The sequence below is a fragment of the Streptomyces sp. NPDC030799 genome, assembly GCF_055572255.1.
In genome coordinates this window covers 178909-195499 of the sequence record NZ_JBVIDS010000018.1, presented here as the reverse complement: position 1 = coordinate 195499, position 16591 = coordinate 178909, and the positions used below count along the sequence as shown (strand labels likewise).

General features: G+C 74.0%; 16 protein-coding genes and 1 tRNA gene. 5 read left to right on the top strand and 12 right to left on the bottom strand.

Annotated features, from left to right (window positions below; translation table 11 throughout):
• The first annotated feature begins 117 nt into the window (after positions 1 to 117).
• From ACZ41I_RS37015 to ACZ41I_RS37005, 3 genes are all read left to right on the top strand, one after another.
• Positions 118 to 1305: a thiolase family protein gene (locus ACZ41I_RS37015; RefSeq protein ID WP_468516214.1), complete on the top strand. Its 1188-nt coding sequence runs from the start codon at positions 118 to 120 to the stop codon at positions 1303 to 1305.
• 104 nt (positions 1306 to 1409) lie between these two features.
• Positions 1410 to 2924 (top strand): long-chain-fatty-acid--CoA ligase, encoded by a 1515-nt coding sequence (locus ACZ41I_RS37010; RefSeq protein WP_468516213.1) that lies wholly within the window; start codon positions 1410 to 1412, stop codon positions 2922 to 2924.
• A gap of 83 nt (positions 2925 to 3007) precedes the next feature.
• Positions 3008 to 3784, top strand: coding sequence for a sulfite exporter TauE/SafE family protein (locus ACZ41I_RS37005; RefSeq protein WP_468516212.1), 777 nt, complete (start codon positions 3008 to 3010; stop codon positions 3782 to 3784).
• On the opposite strand, the gene ACZ41I_RS37000 is transcribed toward ACZ41I_RS37005, so the two are convergent.
• The gene (locus ACZ41I_RS37000) at positions 3773 to 4552 is read right to left on the bottom strand and encodes a TIGR01458 family HAD-type hydrolase (RefSeq protein WP_468516227.1); all 780 of its coding nucleotides are present in this window, start codon (positions 4550 to 4552) and stop codon (positions 3773 to 3775) included. The genes ACZ41I_RS37005 and ACZ41I_RS37000 overlap by 12 nt on opposite strands.
• Positions 4553 to 4621: 69 nt before the next feature.
• On the opposite strand from ACZ41I_RS37000, the gene ACZ41I_RS36995 reads away from it, so the two are divergent.
• Positions 4622 to 5368 carry a cobalt-precorrin-6A reductase gene (locus ACZ41I_RS36995; protein ID WP_399765589.1) on the top strand — a complete coding sequence of 249 codons (747 nt, stop codon included), beginning with the start codon at positions 4622 to 4624 and terminating at the stop codon, positions 5366 to 5368.
• Between the two features lie 19 nt (positions 5369 to 5387).
• On the opposite strand, the gene cobF is transcribed toward ACZ41I_RS36995, so the two are convergent.
• The gene (cobF, locus tag ACZ41I_RS36990) at positions 5388 to 6161 is read right to left on the bottom strand and encodes a precorrin-6A synthase (deacetylating) (protein ID WP_468516211.1); all 774 of its coding nucleotides are present in this window, start codon (positions 6159 to 6161) and stop codon (positions 5388 to 5390) included.
• Positions 6162 to 6262: 101 nt separating this feature from the next.
• Positions 6263 to 6769, bottom strand: a complete 507-nt coding sequence (locus tag ACZ41I_RS36985) for a DUF309 domain-containing protein (protein WP_468516210.1) — start codon at positions 6767 to 6769, stop codon at positions 6263 to 6265.
• Between the two features lie 115 nt (positions 6770 to 6884).
• On the opposite strand from ACZ41I_RS36985, the gene ACZ41I_RS36980 reads away from it, so the two are divergent.
• Positions 6885 to 6958, top strand: a tRNA-Pro gene (locus ACZ41I_RS36980).
• Positions 6959 to 7030: 72 nt separating this feature from the next.
• Here the strand turns inward: ACZ41I_RS36980 and ACZ41I_RS36975 are convergent.
• The 9 genes from ACZ41I_RS36975 to ACZ41I_RS36935 are packed head-to-tail and all read right to left on the bottom strand — an operon-like array spanning position 7031 to position 16384.
• Positions 7031 to 8428 (bottom strand): zinc ribbon domain-containing protein, encoded by a 1398-nt coding sequence (locus ACZ41I_RS36975; protein ID WP_468516209.1) that lies wholly within the window; start codon positions 8426 to 8428, stop codon positions 7031 to 7033.
• A 4-nt stretch (positions 8429 to 8432) separates the two neighbouring features.
• A complete protein-coding gene (locus ACZ41I_RS36970) occupies positions 8433 to 8996 on the bottom strand; it encodes a phage tail protein (RefSeq protein WP_399765578.1) in 564 nt (187 codons plus the stop codon).
• Entirely contained in the window at positions 8993 to 10951 is a 1959-nt protein-coding gene (locus tag ACZ41I_RS36965) for a putative baseplate assembly protein (RefSeq protein WP_468516208.1), read from the bottom strand. Before ACZ41I_RS36965 ends, ACZ41I_RS36970 begins: the two co-directional genes overlap by 4 nt.
• Positions 10951 to 11373 (bottom strand): GPW/gp25 family protein, encoded by a 423-nt coding sequence (locus ACZ41I_RS36960; protein WP_363220304.1) that lies wholly within the window; start codon positions 11371 to 11373, stop codon positions 10951 to 10953. The genes ACZ41I_RS36965 and ACZ41I_RS36960 overlap by 1 nt, the downstream gene beginning before the upstream one ends.
• Positions 11373 to 11690, bottom strand: coding sequence for a PAAR domain-containing protein (locus ACZ41I_RS36955; RefSeq protein WP_399765572.1), 318 nt, complete (start codon positions 11688 to 11690; stop codon positions 11373 to 11375). The genes ACZ41I_RS36960 and ACZ41I_RS36955 overlap by 1 nt, the downstream gene beginning before the upstream one ends.
• Positions 11691 to 11750: 60 nt before the next feature.
• Entirely contained in the window at positions 11751 to 13577 is a 1827-nt protein-coding gene (locus ACZ41I_RS36950; RefSeq protein ID WP_468516207.1) for a VgrG-related protein, read from the bottom strand.
• Positions 13574 to 14296, bottom strand: a complete 723-nt coding sequence (locus tag ACZ41I_RS36945; protein WP_363220307.1) for a CIS tube protein — start codon at positions 14294 to 14296, stop codon at positions 13574 to 13576. Before ACZ41I_RS36945 ends, ACZ41I_RS36950 begins: the two co-directional genes overlap by 4 nt.
• Before the next feature lie 36 nt (positions 14297 to 14332).
• Positions 14333 to 14758 carry a phage tail protein gene (locus ACZ41I_RS36940; protein ID WP_360083165.1) on the bottom strand — a complete coding sequence of 142 codons (426 nt, stop codon included), beginning with the start codon at positions 14756 to 14758 and terminating at the stop codon, positions 14333 to 14335.
• Positions 14759 to 14782: 24 nt separating this feature from the next.
• Complete coding sequence (locus ACZ41I_RS36935) at positions 14783 to 16384, bottom strand: hypothetical protein (RefSeq protein WP_468516206.1); 1602 nt, start codon at positions 16382 to 16384, stop codon at positions 14783 to 14785.
• Between the last annotated feature and the right edge of the window lie 207 nt (positions 16385 to 16591).

Here is a 16591-nt window from a genome sequence, read left to right as displayed (position 1 = left end):
TCTTCCCAGGGGGCCGGTCGGAGGTCTATAGTCCAAAACTAGCAGTGCTAATTAAGTGTCCCGTGTGGTCGCTGGTCCACAGCGTCGTGGATCAGTCGTAGGTCAGGAGTCCAAGCCGTGCGTCCCGTCCACTTCGCGGCCGCCCGCCGCACCCCCATCGGCAAGCTGCGCGGAGCCCTCTCCTCGGTCCGCCCCGACGACCTGGCGGCCGGCGTGATCCGCCATCTGGTGGCCGAGGTGCCCGAGCTCGACCCGGCCCGGATCGACGACGTCTACTGGGGTGCGGCCAACCAGGCCGGCGAGGACAACCGCAATGTCGCCCGCATGGCCGCCCTGCTCGCCGGGCTCCCCGACTCCGTACCCGGCGCCACCGTCAACCGGCTGTGCGCCTCCGGACTGGAAGCGGTCACCACCGCCGCCCGCACCATCGCCGCCGGCGAGGCCGACATCGTGATCGCGGGCGGCTCCGAGTCGATGAGCCGCGCCCCCTTCGTGCTGCCCCGCCCCGACGAGGCCCTGCCCCAGCGCATCGAGACGTACGACACCCGCCTCGGCTGGCGCCTGGTCAACCCCGCGATGAAGGAGCTGCACGGCCTGCTGTCCATGGGCGAGACCGCCGAGGAGGTCGCCGAGCGGTACGGCATCTCGCGCGAGCGGCAGGACGCCTTCGCCCTGCGCAGCCACCAACTCGCCGCCGCCGCACGCAAGAACGGCCACTTCGACGACGAAATCCTGCCCGTGGAGCGCCCGGACGGGATCGTGGTCGAGCAGGACGAATGCGTCCGCGAGGACACCTCGCTGGACAAGCTCGCCCGCCTCAAGCCGGTCTTCCGCCCGGGCGGCACGGTCACGGCGGGCAACGCCTCGCCGATGAACGACGGCGCGGCCGGACTGCTCCTGGTCAGCGAGGAGGCCCTGAACGAGCTGGGTCTGGAGTCCCTGGGCCGCTATGTCGCGGGTGCCTCCGCCGGGGTCCACCCCGATGTGATGGGCATCGGCCCCGTCCCCGCCACCCGCAAGGTACTGGCCCGGGCCGGCTGGGACGTCGCCGACCTGCAGGAGGCCGAGTTCAACGAGGCGTTCGCCGCACAGGCCCTCGCCTGCGTCGAACAGCTCGGCATCGACCCGGACCTGGTGAACCCGACCGGCGGCGCCATCGCCCTCGGCCACCCCCTCGGCTGCTCGGGCGCCCGCATCCTCACGACGCTGCTGCACCGGATGCGGCGCACGGGCGCCGAGCGGGGGCTGGCGACCATGTGCGTGGGGGTGGGGCAGGGGAGCGCGGTGCTGGTCGAGAGGCACTAGAGGGTGTCGTTCTCGCCGGGATGATCCAAACGACACCCCCCACCCCGCTTAACAAGGGGGGATCCGGTCGGTCGAGCCGCAGCAAGGAAACGGAGCAGCACTCCATGGCAACCCTGTCCGTCGCCGCCATCCTCGCCGAGAACGCCCGGCGCCGTCCCGACAGGACGGCGCTCGTCGAAGGCGAGCTGCGGCTGACCTTCGCCGAGGTGTGGCGCAGGGCCCTGGCCCGGGCGGGTGCGCTCACCGGGCTCGGCGTACGACCGGGTGACCGGGTGGCGCTGATGGCCCCCAACACCGCCGAGTTCCCGGTCGCCTACTACGCGATCGCCGCGGCGGGCGGAGTCGTCGTACCCGTGCATCTGCTGCTGTCAGCCGGGGAGGTCGAGCACGTGCTCAAGGACAGCGGGGCGACCCTGCTGCTGGTGCACCCCGCGCAGGCACAGACCGCACGGCCCGCCGCCGACGCCCTGGGCATCCGGACCGTGACCCTGGGCGAGGAGTTCGACAGGCTCACGGACGGCGCCGAGCCGCTGCCGTCGTACGTCACCCGCGCCGTCGACGACCCGGCGGTGATCTTCTACACGAGCGGCACGACCGGCGTCCCGAAGGGTGCCGTGCTCAGCCATTTCAACATCGTGATGAACGCGACGGTCAACGCCTTCGACGCCAACGACATCCGCGCCGACGACATCGCCCTCGGCGCGCTGCCGCTGTTCCACGCCTTCGGCCAGACGGTGTCGCTCAACTCCACCTGGCGGGCGGGCGCCACGCTCGTGCTTCTGCCCCGCTTCGACGCGGCCCGCGCCATCGAGCTGATGGTGAAGGAGGGCGTGAACACCTTCCACGGCGTGCCGACCATGTTCGTCGCCCTGACGGCGGCGGCCCGGGACGCCGGGCCGCTCCCGGAACTGCGCGTGTGCGTCTCCGGGGGCGCCTCGCTGCCCGTCGCCGCACTGGAGCGGTTCGAGGCCGCCTTCGGGGCGAAGATCCACGAGGGGTACGGGCTGTCGGAGACCTCCCCGACGGCCACCGTCAACCAGCCCGACTTCGGCACCAGGGCCGGCACCATCGGCCACCCGCTGTGGGGCGTCGACGTGGAGATCGCCCGCGCCGAGGCCGAAGACCGCATCGAGCTGCTGCCGCCCGGTGAACTGGGCGAGGTCGTCATCCGCGGCCACAACGTCTTCTCCGGCTACCTCGGCCGCCCCGAAGCCACCGCCCAGGTCCTGGTCGACGGCTGGTTCCGCACCGGCGACCTCGGCACCAAGGACGAGGACGGCTTCCTGAGGATCGTCGACCGCAAGAAGGACGTCATCATCCGCGGCGGCTACAACGTGTACCCGCGGGAGGTCGAGGAGGTCCTGCTGCGCCACCCGGGCGTCGCCCAGGTCGCGGTCATCGGCCTGCCCGACGAGCTGCACGGCGAGGAGGTCTGCGCCGTCGTCGTACCCGCACCGGGTACCGGCCCCGACGCCGCAGCCATCACCGAGTGGTCCAAGGAGCACCTCGGCCGGCACAAGTACCCGCGGCGTGTGGAGTTCACGGACGCGATGCCGCTCGGACCCAGCATGAAGGTGCTCAAGCGGGAACTCCGGGAGCAGTACGCACCACGGTCATAGCGGGCGAGGAGACCGCGGCAGGGATCACCTGGCGAGACGGTCCTTACTCCTCAGGGTTGTCAGGACATAGCATCGGTCCCCGCATGAACACGATGACGCTCTGGCACATGTCCGGCTGGGGGTTCGCGGCGCTCGCCTGCGCGGCCCTGCTCGTCGGCTTCTCCAAGACCGCGGTGAGCGGGGCCAACACGGTGAGCCTCGCGATCTTCGCGGCGGTCCTGCCGGCCCGCGCCTCCACCGGCGTGCTGCTGCCCGTCCTGATCGCCGGGGACGTGCTCGCCGTCCTCACCTACCGGCGGCACGCCCACTGGCCCACCCTGTGGCGGCTGTTCCCGGCCGTCGCGGCCGGTGTGGTGGCCGGCACGCTGTTCCTGATGTGGGCCGACGACGGGATCGTACGGACCTCGATCGGTGCGATCCTGCTGCTGATGGCCGGTGTCACCCTGTGGCGGCGCCGGGAGAACGGCGGGGCCGGGGACGCGCCGGACACGGTGACCACCCGGGCGGGTCGCGCCAAGGCCCGCTCGTACGGCGTGCTCGGGGGATTCACCACGATGGTCGCCAACGCGGGCGGCCCGGTGATGTCGCTGTATCTGCTGTCGGCGGGCTTCCGGAAGCTGGGCTTCCTGGGCACATCGGCGTTCTTCTTCCTCATCGTGAACGTCTCGAAAGTGCCGTTCAGCGCCGGTCTCGGCCTGATCGACGGCCGTTCGCTGCTCCTCGACGCCGCACTCGCGGTGTTCGTCGTGCCCGGCGCGTTGTTCGGCAAGTGGGCTGTGAGCCGGATCAACCAGCGACTCTTCGAACAACTCGTGATCGCGGCGACCGTCGTGGGCGGAGTGCAACTGCTACTGCGCTAGCCCCAGCAGGGCCGGGAGGTCCGCGAAGGAGTCCAGCACGTGGTCCGGCGTCCCGCTCGCGTTCTCGTGGGCCTCCGGCTGGTACTTGCCCGTCCTGACGAGCACCCCCGTGATCCCGGCCCGCTGCGCCGCGAGCACGTCCGACTCGATGTCGTCGCCCACCATCAGCGCCCGGTCCGCGCTCACCCCGAGCCCGGCCAGTGCCGTCTCGAAGAACGCCGCGGACGGCTTGCCCGTGACCTCGGCCTCCACCCGAGCGGCCTTCTCCAGCCCGAGCAGGAACGCGCCCGAGTCGAGTTGCAGCCCCTCGTCGGTGCGCCAGTACAGGTTGCGGTGCATGGCGATCAGCCGGGCGCCCCGCTGGAGATGCCCGAAGGCCCGGTTGAGCGCCGGGTAGTCGAACCCGTCCCCCGCACCGCCGAGGACGACCACGTCCGGACGCTCCTCGACGAGGACGAGGTCACCGAGGTCCTCCCCGATGTCCCCGCTGTTGAGCAGGGCACAGCGGGCACCCGGGAAGTGTTCGGCGAGGTGGGCGGCGGTGACGGCGGGCGCCGTGAGCACGTCCTGCGCACTCACCTCGAACCCGGCCCCCGACAGCGTCTCGGCGATCGACGCCCGGGTACGGGACGTCGTGTTGGTCACCAGTGCCACACCGAGTCCCGCCGCGCGGATCGCGCGCAGCGCCTCCACGGCACCCGGCAGCGGCTTCCAGGAGACGGTGAGGACACCGTCGATGTCGATCAGCACGGCACGCACGGACTCCACGGATCGCATGGCTCGACGGTAGCGACCCGCACGGTGGAGCGTCCCGCACGACCTCGTACCCTCACCCCTATGCCCGCGCATGTCCTGGTCCTCGGCGGCACCACCGAGGCCCGCCGCCTCGCCGCCGACCTCGCCGCCCGGCCCGGCGTCCGGGTCACCACGTCCCTGGCGGGCCGTGTCGCCCGCCCGGGAGCCCTGGCGGGCGAGGTACGGATCGGCGGCTTCGGCGGCGCACAAGGACTGGCCGACTGGCTCCGCGCCCACCACGTGGACGCCCTGGTCGACGCCACCCACCCCTTCGCCGAGGCCATCACGGCCCACGCGGCCCGCGCCGCAGCGGCCACCGGAGTGCCGGCCGTGGTGCTGCGCCGCCCCGGCTGGCAGCCGGGCCCCGGCGACCGCTGGCACGACGTCCCGTCCCTGGCCGCGGCCGCCGAGGCGCTGCCGGGTCTGGGCCGCAGGGTGTTCCTCAGCACCGGACGCCTGGGCCTCGCGGCCTTCGCCCACCTGACCGGCCTGCACTTCGTCGTACGGTCGGTCGACCCACCCGAGCCGCCCCTGCCGCCGGACACCGAAGTCGTCCTGGCCCGCGGCCCGTTCACGCTCGCCGACGAGACCGAGCTGCTGCGGGGGCACCGCATCGACGTCCTCGTGACCAAGGACAGCGGCGCCCGGGCGACGGCCGCGAAGCTGACGGCAGCCCGGCGACTCGGCCTGCCCGTGATCGTCGTACACCGCCCGCCGCTGCCCCGGGGCGTCACGACGGTGCCCGACGTGGCGGGCGCACTGCAGTGGCTGGGCCTCGGCCCGGCGTGACGACGAGGCAGCCGGGGCCTCAGCCGTCGCCGGGGTTCCTGCGCAGCAGGTACGTGTCCATGATCCAGCCCTTGCGCTCGCGCGCCTCGGCCCGCACCTGCTCGATGCGGGGACCGGCCTCGCCGATCGGGCCGGAGACGAGGATCTCGTCCGGGGTGCCGATGTACGCGCCCCAGTAGATGTCGATGTCCTCCCCGGCGTACCGCCGGAAGGCCTGGTGGGCGTCCAGCATCACGACCACGTCGTCCACGCCCTCGGGCAAGCCCTCGGCCAGCCGCCGCCCGGTGGTGATCTGCACCGGACGGGCCACCCGGTTCAGTCCCGTGCGATGCCGGGCGACCAGCGCGGAGACACTGCTGATGCCGGGGATGACGTCGTAGGTGAACTCCACCGTGCCCCGCTCCAGCACCTCCTGCAGAATCCCCAGCGTGCTGTCGTACAGCGCCGGATCGCCCCACACCAGGAAGGCACCGGTGGCGTCCTCGCCCAGTTCCTCGATGATCAGCCGCTCGTAGATCCCGGCCCGCGCGCTGCGCCAGTCCTCCACGGCCGGTGAGTACGCCGGCCCGCCCGCCCTGCGGTCCCGCTCCGGGTCACGGGCCTCCACCACCCGGTACGACCCCTCGGGCAGATGAGCTTCCAGCATGTCCCGGCGGAGCTGGGTGAGATCGCTCTTCACCTCGCCCTTGTCGAGCAGGAAGAACACGTCCGTGCTCCGCAGCGCCTTGACCGCCTGCAGGGTCAGCTGGTCGGGGTCGCCCGCGCCGATACCGATGACATGAATCTTTCGCACGCCCCGAGTCTGCCGCATGCCACGGACAGCGGGTGCGGCGCCTCCGCCCGCCGGTGCCGGCCCGCGTCAGGACACGCGTCCGGAGTGGATCAGCGCATGCGTCAGGAGCGGAGCCGGGGTGCCTCGGCCGGCGCGTCCACGGGGCGCCCCCCGCTCTCCACGCGCGCCGCCAGTTCCCGCGCCCACCGGGTGAGCCCGGCGAGATCGATCCCGTACGGCCGGTCCTCGCCCTGCGCCGTCTCCCACTGCCCGAGTGCCCCGGCGCCCCGCCGCAGCAGACGCGCACCGCCCACGGCGTTGCCGCGGGCCGCGTGGGTGAGCCCGACCGCCAGCTGGGCCAGGCCCCGCCACAACACCCGCTCCTCCTGCGGGCCCGACTTCCAGGCGTCCTCGAACACCTCGTGCGCGTGGAACGGCTTACCCGCGTCCAGCAGCTCCTGCGCCTGGGCGACGGTCTCCTCCGGCCTCCGCTCAACCCCCTCCGGCTGTCGCGGTACGCCCTCCGCGCCGTAGGGCAGCGGGCGACCGAGCCCGTCCCGGGGCCGGGCGTTGCGCGCCCGCCCCTCCCCGTCCCGGTCCCTGGCATCCGATCCACCCGCACTCGTCATACGGCCGATTGTCCCCCGCCTCCCGCCATGCCTGCCGGGCCCTCTTCGGCCCACACCCGGAGGTGGGGTAAAGTTCTGTTCGCGCGATCACGCGGATCACCGCGAGTGAGCGCATCGGGACGTGGCGCAGCTTGGTAGCGCACTTGACTGGGGGTCAAGGGGTCGCAGGTTCAAATCCTGTCGTCCCGACTTTGTGAAGTCGCAGGTCAGGGGTCGTTTCAGAGAGATCTGGAGCGGCCCCTCGGTCATTTCCCGGGAACGTCAGCTGCGCTGGAAGAACTCCACCTCCGCGACCGCGACATGACGATGCGCCGTGAGCCCCGTGACCGACCGCAGCACCAGCCGTACCCGCACCACGTCGCCGATCCCGGTCGGGAAGGTCTGCGGGCCCGGCTTGTCGCTGAGCGTGAGCTCCCTGCGGTGCACCGCACCGTCCGCCGACGTGACCTCCAGATCCATCCGGAGCGCCCGGGCCTCGCCGGCGTACTCCTGCGGTGACGTCGAGGCCCCGTTGGTGATGATGAGGTCGACCAGCCGGAACGGTGTGCCGAAGGTGTACGTCACGGAGGCACCCGCCCCGGGCGCGCCCCAATAGCGGTTGCTGAGGCCGTCCGTGGTGTTCGTCGCCGGATGCGAGGGCACCTGGGCGCCGGCCTTCACCGCGGCCGGGGTGACCGCCTTGACCCCGCCGAGTTTGTCCCGGGTGTCCTCGAACAGGGCGCGGCCGGCCGGCAGCAGGAGGAATCCGGCCGCGCACAGCGCCAGCACCACGGCCAGGGTCACCAGGAGCCGCGCCGCCCGCCCGGAGCCCGCCCGTACCCGTCGCCGGAACGGCCAGACCGTCCGCCACCACGGCAGCGGCGCGCGGTCCGCCGCCCGGCCCAGCGGACTGGCGCAGCGTCGGCAGAACCGGCGGTCCGACGGGTTGGGCGCACCGCACACCGGGCACGGCAGCCCCGACACCTCCTCCGGTTCCGCCACGGGCCGTACGACGGGACGCGGCGCGACGGGTTTCGCGGGCCGCACGGGCAGCACGGGTTCCGGCTGCGGCGCCCCGGCCGGCCGCGCCCCCTCCGGGGCCGGGGGCCGCGCGGGTACGGCGGGGCGGCCCGTGCGGCCGCGGCCTCCGCCGACACCGTCACCGCCCTCCCGGCCGGTACGGTCCCCGCTGCCGCTGCCGCTGCCGCTGCCGCTGCCGCTGCCGCTGCCGCTGCCGCTGCCGCTGCCGCTGGTCCGGTCCGCGGTGTCGTGGCCGTGGGTCCGGTCGACGGTGCCGTTCCGGCTGTCGGCACCGGTGCCGGTGCGGGTGTCGGTGCCGCTGGTTCGGTCTGCGGTGCCGTTCCGGCCGGCCGAGTCGGTGCCGGTCCCGGTCGTGGTGCGCGTCGTGGGCGACGGGTCGTCGCGCCGGGCCGAGCCGCGGCCGGGGTCGCCGTCGGCGCCCGCGTCGACGACCGCGGACGGAGACGGAGCAGGACGTGGCGTCCGTCCTTCGCCCTCCGGCGGCACCGTGTCCGGTGCCGCATCGCCCGGCGCAGGGACGGTCGACGGCGTGGACGCGGTGCGCGTGCCGCCCTCCGACCAGCCCAGGTAGGCGCCGCAGTTGCCGCAGAAGTCGTCAGTGGGGTCGTTGGACGCCCCGCACGAGGGACAGGCGCGCACGACGTCACCTCCCTTCGCCGGTGGGCGGGCCGGGCAGGACCTCCACCCGGCATGAGACATGCACCGGACACAGCGACCGGACGAGCTCCCGGACCCGGCCCTCGTCCACCTCCGGATCGCGGCCCGGCCACACCCGGACCACCACCTCGCCGGACGGCTCCGGCGGCAGCGCGGCGCCCGCGGTACGCGACCACACCGCCCCGCCGTCGCCGACGACATCGGCGTGCACCCCGAGCGTGAGCCGCAGCCGCTCCACCAGACCACGCCGGGTGCCGCGCCAGCGGTGCAGTTCCAGCGCGCGTACGACCGCCTCGCGGCGCAGTTCCGCGGGCCATTCCGGATCGTCGGCGGCGCCCACCCACGAGGCCAGCCAGACCACGAAGTCGAGCGGCGCCACCCGGGGGTCGAGATAGGCGGGCAGGTTGTCGAGGGTCGCGAACACCGGGGCGAGGACGGTGTCCAGTCCCGCGGTGAACCGCTGGGCGAAGTCGTCGTCGGCGTACAGCGCGGGCAGCAGCCCGCCGATGGGATGCCGGCTCGGCAGACCGGGGACGGCGGCGCGGCTCATGCGCGGGCCTCCTCGTCGAGGGGCTGCACGACGACCTGGTGCTGGTACGAGAACACCAGCGCGCCCGCGGTCACATCGATACGGTCCACCGGCGCACCGCGCCGCCCGGTGATCGGGTCGGCGGCGAACAGCCGGATCTCCTCCACCAGCGCGTTGCCGGTGGCGCGTTGCAGCAGGCCGAACACCTCCCCGTACTGCACCGGCCGCCCGAACGGCCACCCGGTGCCGTCGGGCCCGCCGCGCAGCGGGTTGAGGTACCGGAACAGCGCGGCGAGCGCCGCCTCCCGCACCCGGTCCGCGTCCTCGGGCGCCGCACCGAGCCGCGCGACCACGGTGACCCCCTGGTAGACCGGCGGCTCCACCACCAGCCGGGTGCCGATCAGCCGCCGTTCGTCCAGGCTCCCGGTGATCGCCGTCAGCACCTGGTCGGACGGGATGAGCTGCTCGAACCGCAGCCGGTCGCCGTCGTCGGCCACCGCGTCCGGCACCACCAGCACCCGTACCGCACCCGCCCCGTCCGCCGCCGGCAGACAGCGCACGCGGCGCACCGAGGGCGCCGCCTGCCGGGCGATGATCTCGTAGTCCTCGGCGGTCACGGCCCGCTCCTGCATCCGCAGCGCGTCCGGGGCCCGCAGCTTCGCGTTGGCGACCGTCTCCCCGTCCACCCCGCCGCGTGCGGCCTCCCGGTTGCCGACCCGCGCGATGTACGGAACGGAACTGCGCAGCACGGAGATCGCGCCGCGCGCCACATTGCCGGCCGGGCCGCCGCCGGTGCGGTACCGGGCCACCCGGATCTGTGCGCCCTTCTCCGGTACGGCGCCGCACAGCCGCAGCGTGCCGTCCGGTTCCCGCAGCGCCGGCGGAAAGGCGAACTCGCCGGTGGTCGCGTCCACGTGGACGTGCCGGTCCCCGGGGCCCGAGCGGCCGAAGTGCTCCACCACCTCCCAGCGGCGCCAGCCGTCGGCCGAGGAGACCTCCACCACCGGCGGCTCGCCGTCCAGCAGCACCGGCGGCCGGCCGAGCCGGAACGTCTGCCCCGGCACGCCCTCCGACGTGCCGAGCGGAACGTCGGTGACGGTCTCCGCGTGCTCGACGGCCATGGTGCCGCCGACCGTGAACACGCTCGCCTCGCGCACCGTCGGGGACTCCGAGTAGAACGGCTGGCCCGGCTCCGGCTCGGTCACCCGGCAGCGCAGCCAGCCCGCCCGGGTCCCGCCGATCACGGACGCCGTGTGCCCGGCCGGGACGTGCACGACGACCTCGCCGGGCCGGTTCAGCCCGCCGGTGGTGTCGGAGCCGGTCTCGCACTCCTGCCAGTGGCCGCCGTCCCACGCCTCCCACACCAGCGGCGGCTGGCGCGGGTCCACTCCGACGCCCTCCACCCGGCTGTCCAGCCGTACGGCGACCACGCACCGCGGCACCGCCGTCGGCAGCCCGAACAGCAGCGCGTCACCCGGCTCGGGGGACACCTGGAAGCACCGTACGTCGCGGCCCTCGGCGAGTTCACCGGTCCGGTCGGCGTGCTCCCCCGTGCGGGGCGCGGTCACCAACCGCATCAACTCGCTGGGCACGATGCGCAGTTCGTCCGTGGTCGCGAACACCACGGGCTGCTCCGCCTCCCCGTCCGCCGTGGTCACCTCGGTGCCCGCGGGCAGCGCCACCGTGTCGGGCTGCGGCGCCGACAGCCAGAAGTCGACCTCGGCCGTGGCCGCCGACGGCGGGAACAGCCGGATGCCCAGCAGGTCGAGAAACGCCGTGTAGTTCTTGTCCGGAACCCGGTTCAGCCGGTACAGCAACTGGTCCACGAGGTACGCGAACGTCTCGATCAGGGTGACGCCCGGATCGGAGACGTTGTGGTCGGTCCACTCCGGGGCGCGCTGCTGCACATACCGCTTCGCCTCGTCGACGAGTTGCTGGAACCGCCGGTCGTCCAGGTTGGGGGAGGGCAGGGCCATCAGTCCGCGACCGCTTCCTCGGCCCCCTCCTCGGAGGGGATCGTGTAGAAGGGAAACACCAGGTTGCGCCGGTCGTTGGTGGACCGCACCGTGTAGCGCACGTCGATGTAGAGGGTTCCGGCGTCCACCGCGTCGTAGGCCACCATCACCTCGTCCACCCCGATCCGCGGCTCCCACCGCTCCAGCGCCTCGCGCACCTGCTGGGCGATCCGCCCGGCGGTGGCGCCGTCGCCGGGCGCGAAGACGTAGTCGTGGATGCCGCAGCCGAACTCCGGGCGCATCGGGCGCTCGCCGGGCGCGGTGCCCAGCACCAGCCGGATCGCCTCCTCGATCTCCCGCTCGCGCTCCACCATGGCGATCCCGCCGGTCGGCCCGACCCGCAGCGGGAACGCCCAGCCGCGTCCGATGAACCGCTCGCTCATCACAGACCCCCGATCCGGACGTTCGGGGCGCCGATCTGGACCGTTGCGCCGCACGCGGTGGCGTCGCCCGCCCGCGCGGCCGGCAACCCGCCGATGAGCACCTCGCCCGCGACGAGCGCGGCCGGGGCGGGGAGGATCACGTTGGCCGGTCCCATGGCGGCGTGCGGCGGCATCGCACAGGTGTGCAGACTGCCCACGACGGCGGCGGGACGGCCGCCGATCAGCACGCGCGCCACCGCCGTGGCGGCGCCGGGCGGCGGGGTGGCGATCACACCCCCGTGGCTGGTGGGGTCGCCGGTACGGGCTGCGGCGGGCATGCCGGGCTCCTCGAAGAACGGTCGCGGCCCCAAGGGCCTTGTGCAATAAGGGAATTGACGTCAGTTGATGCGTACGAGGTCCGCCTTCAGCACCCCCAGCAGGCCGCCGTCCAGTGTGACGTCGGTCTGGCCGGTGACGCTCACCGACCGGCCGCCGACCCGGACCGCCGTGGTGCCGTCGATCTCCACGGAGGCGCCCCGCACGCTGACCTTGCCGGTCTTCGCGTCGAGCGTGATGCCCTGGCCGTCCAGCCGTACGAAGGACAGTGCCCGCCGGCCGCCGGCCGCGTACACCGTCAGCTCGATCCGGTTGTTCCGGTCGTCCAGCAGCACTTCCAGCCGCTCGTCCGCGGTGCGCAAGCGCACCCCGGACGGACCCGGTGCCCGCGCGTCGAGCAGCTCCAGCCGGTGCCCCGAACGGGACACGACCGAACGGCGGTTGACCTTGCCGCTGGTCCCGTCCACGAGCGGCACGTCGTGCGGCGAGGGCCGGTCGACGCCGTTGTACAGGCCGCCGATGACGTACGGGCTGTCCAGCAGGCCCTGCTCGAAACCGACGAGCACCTCGTCGTTGACCTCGGGGCTCACCACACCGCCCCCGCCCTTGCCGCCCCACTGCACGGTCCGCACCCAGTCGGTCACGTAGGTGTCGTCCAGCCAGGGGAACCTGAGCCGGACGCCGCCGCTCTGCGCGCCGCCCGGTTCCCGTACGTCCGTCACCACGCCGATCGCCAGGCCCGGTATGCGCGGCCCGCGGTCGGGCGCGTTAGCGCCGGTCACCAGGCCGGCCAGGGACCGGTCGGGGCTGGCACTCACCCAGACCGTGGTCCGGTAGCCGCCGTGCGGCTCCAGGCTGTGCTGCACCGCCGTCGCCGTGTACCGGCCGGAGAAGGCCGGCCCCACGTTGCCGAGCGCGACCGGCCGGCCGGCCCGCAGCCGCGGGTTGCCCTCGGCGACCGCCTCCCATTCGCCGAAGCCCGCGCTGACCTGCGCGGCCGTCGCATCCGCGACCGCGGTCGTCTCGGCCTGCGTGCGGTACGGCGTGTCGGTCACCGTCAGCTTCGCCGACTTCCCGAACCGGGCGGCGAACTGCGGCGCGAGACCGGGCAGCACCGTCTCGCTGGTCACCGACTGGTGCCGGGCGACCAACGGCCTCTTGGTGGTGACGTCCCAGCCGCGCACCTCGACCGAGGACGCGCCGTCCGCCCCCGACAGCGAGGCCCGCAGCGCCAGCAGGTTCCGGCCGTACTCCAGCACCATCGGGCTCTGCGTGGCCGGGGTCGACGGCGCGGGCGCACCGGACGCCTTCTCGGGCCGGGTGAACTGCAGCACCCCCTGGTCGTCGACCCGCACCTGGGCACCGTGCTCGCCCGCCAGGTACCGCAGGAACTCCCAGTCGGAGACATTGGCCTGCGACAGCTGCCGGTAGGTGACCGGCGCGGCCTCCACCTTCCCGCACGAAAGCCCCGCACCGGCGGCCACCTTGCGGACGATGGCGGCGGCCGTCATGTTCCGGTACGCCACCACCTTCCGGCCGCGCTGCAGCCGGTGGGCGACGGAATAGGCGCGCACCACCGTGAACGACCCGGTGCCGTCGCGGTCGATCTCCACCGCCGTGACCTCGCCGTTGAAGAGCCGCTCCCGGGCCTGCCCGGCGACCGTCACCACCGACACCCGCAGCGGCGTGCCGAGGGTGATACCGGTGGACTTCAGGAACTCGTGGTCGGGATCGCGGTAGGTGAGCACCGCGGTGTCCGGCAGGCCCACGTTCTCGTCCACCACGCAGCTCACCAGCTGCGCCGTCCAGACCGGCGGCAGCTCGCCGGGGGCCTCCACGACGGGGTCCGCCGCGAAGGACCGGCCGCCCCGCGCCTCGGGTGTGGTCACGGCTCCTCCTCACCGCCCGCGTCGCCCAGTGCCGGGACCACCAGTTCGGTGCCCGGCACCAGGGCCAGCGGGTCGTCGATCCCGTTGGCCTCGGCGATGGCCCGCCAGGCCGTCGCGTCGCCGTACTCCCGCCAGGCCAGCAGCGCCAGACTGTCCCCGGCCACCAGGGTGTGGGTGCTGCGGGCCGTGCGCGCGCCGGAGGTGGGGTTCTGCCCCGGCGGGTCGACGCTCGCCTCCGACACCGACAGCGCACAGGTCGCCCGCAGCGGCTTGCCGTCCACGTCGAAGAGCGTGTACGTCACCGACAGGCTCGACAGCACCCCGTCGAACGAGGTCGTCCGGGCGGTGCCCCACTCGAACCGCACCCAGGGGCTGGCCGGTTTCTTGCGGGCGAGGCTCGCCGGGGTCGGCACACAGGCCTTCATCAGCTTCTCCACCGCCTGCTCGACCGAGTCGTCGTGGGTCGAGGTCGCGTCGAGGAAGACCTCCAGGCTCAGTTCCCGCGGCCCGCTGCCCACGAACTCCGGCAGCGCCGACTGCCCGGCCATCCGCGACGGGCTGCGCCGCCACTCGGTCGTCTTGCGCAGCTGGAGGCTGGAGGGGTTGAACTGCAGGTCCAGCCGGGCGAGCGTGCCGCCGGGCCGGGCGCCGACCGCTGCCGGGGGCTCCTTCAGGGTCAGCTGCGCCCTGGCCCGGCTGGTGCGGACCGCAGGGGACATACGAGGGCACTCCTTCCGTGCGCTGGTGAGGGAACGTCAGGAAGGCCGCAGACCTTCGTGGGCGATCTCCAGCGTCTCCACCGCCGCCTCGGAGGACGACGGGTCGAAGGACGGCCCCTGCCAGCGCACCGGCACGATGCCGAGCACCTGCCAGCTGATGATCCGGGTCAGGTCCGGCCTCAGCGCCACGATCTCCCCGTCCTTGGGTTCCACGCGCCGCAGCGTCTGGTCCAGCCAGCGTCCGATCTTCGCCGTGTCGGCGGTGACCGGCCGGGTCAGTGTGATGTTCGACCAGGTGACGCGGCCGGGCAGCTGCCAGGTGAAGCCGTTGTTGCCGCCCTCGGCATAGCTCTCCATCTCCACCTCGGCTCCCATGCCGGAGCAGGTGTGGAAGGCCCCCAGGTCGTTGCCGCCGATCGCGAGCCGGAAGAACACGCTCGTCGCGAAGATGTTGTCCGTCATCCGTTGGTCATCCGTTCCCTGTCCTCAGCGGCGTCCGTCGTAGGGGCGGCCCGCGCGTTCCCGGCCGCGCCGCAGATCGGCGCGGAGCAGCCGGGCCAGCGGGTCCAGCAGGCGCCGCGCCAGCTCGTCCAGGTCGATGCCGGGCTCGTGCGGCACCCCCGACGACCGGTCCGCATCCGTGCCGGTGGCCGCCCCCGGTTGCGGGGGTGCGGAGGCCGACCGCTGCCGTCCCCGCGGTGGTACCGCCGTCACCGGCACCTGCGCGGCGGCCGCGTCCCGCTGGAGGAGCGGCACCGCCTGGACCCCGGCGGACCCCGGACGGCCGGCGCGGACCACGGGTGCGGCCGGACCGGGCGCGGCCGGGGGCACGGGGCGGTCCTGGAGCGGGGAGGCCTGCGCGTCGGTCAGCGGCATCGCGGCCGGGCGTACGGCGTCGTGCTCGTCGGCCCCGGCCCGCTGGACGAGCGGATGGGGCCGCACGACGGGAACGGCCCGGTGGCGGGGCGCTGCGCTCGACGGCGGCGAGTGGTGAGGGCCTGCCGGTGCGGCAGTGGTCCGCCGCTGTACCGGTGGCGTCGGCCGCGTGGACTCCCGCACCGCCGTGGCAGGCCCCGCACCCTGCGCAGGGTCCGGTTCGCGCTGCCAGGTCGCGGCTACGACGGGACGCCGGGCGGCGCGGGCGACGTCGACGCGTGGCGACGCAACGCCCTGGGGGACACGGGTGTTGACGGTGAGCGGACGTGCGGCCAGCAGGGAGAGCGTGCGCGGCGCGGAGAACGCCGCCGACCGCTGGGCGGTCGGCGGCTGCCCGACGACGACACCGGACGTCCGCGGACCGGTTCCCGGCACACCGCCGGGCGCACGGTGAGGCACACCGCCGGGCGCATCGACGGGCGTGAGGACGGGTGTGACGACGGGCGTGGCGACAGCTCGGGCGACGACGGCCGGTCCCGGCACGACTCGGCCACTGATCGCCGGTCCGTCGGGGCGCGGCGCGTCCGGTGCCGCTGTTCCCGCGGTACCGGGTGCGGCGGCGGCAGAAGACGCGTCAGAAGCAGGAGGGACGGCGGCGCCGTCCGCCGACCGTGGGTGTGCGGTGGCCGGTCCTTCGGGCCGCTCCGGGGGCGTCGGCCGCGCGACGACCGGCACCCCGGGCGGGGCGGCCGTCGTCGGCGCGGCTGAAAGGCCGCCGGAGGGTGAGGAGCCGGCGAGCACAGCGCGCTGTCCGGTGTCCGCCACGCCGAGCAGAGGGACCGTGCCGCCAGCCGTCCCCGAAGGGGGATGAGATGTGCCCGGAGCAGCGCCGGCCGGGCGTACCGGGGCCCGCTGCAGGTCCGGGCCGGCCGGGCGGGGTGGCTCGGCGGTCGGCGGCATGGCGGGCAGCGGCGCACCCAGACCGCCGCGGGCCCGGGCACCGGACGCCCCGGTCCGGTTGTCCCGGCGGGACCGCTGGGCCGGGGTCGGCACCCCGGCTTGGTCCCCCGACGGGGTTGCCGGGTTGCCGCCGCGCGGGTCCGGCACCGACGCGCCGGAGTCCGCCTGGCGCTGCACGACCGGAAGCGCCGGTCCGGCCTCCGGTCGGTCATTGGCAGTGAACAGACGGGCGACGGCGGGGAGTTCGGTCAACGGTGCGCCCAGGGGTGCCCGGGTGGCCGGTTCGTCGGAGGACTCGGCTCGTTGGACTGCTGGGTGGTCGTCGGGGGTCAAGGGGCGGTTGGCGGCGGGGAGTTCTGGAAGTGGTGTGCCCAGCGGTGCCCGGGTGGCCGGTTCGTCGGAGGACTCAGTGCGTTGGACTGCTGGGTGGTCGCCCCAGGTCAATGCGCGAGCGGTGGT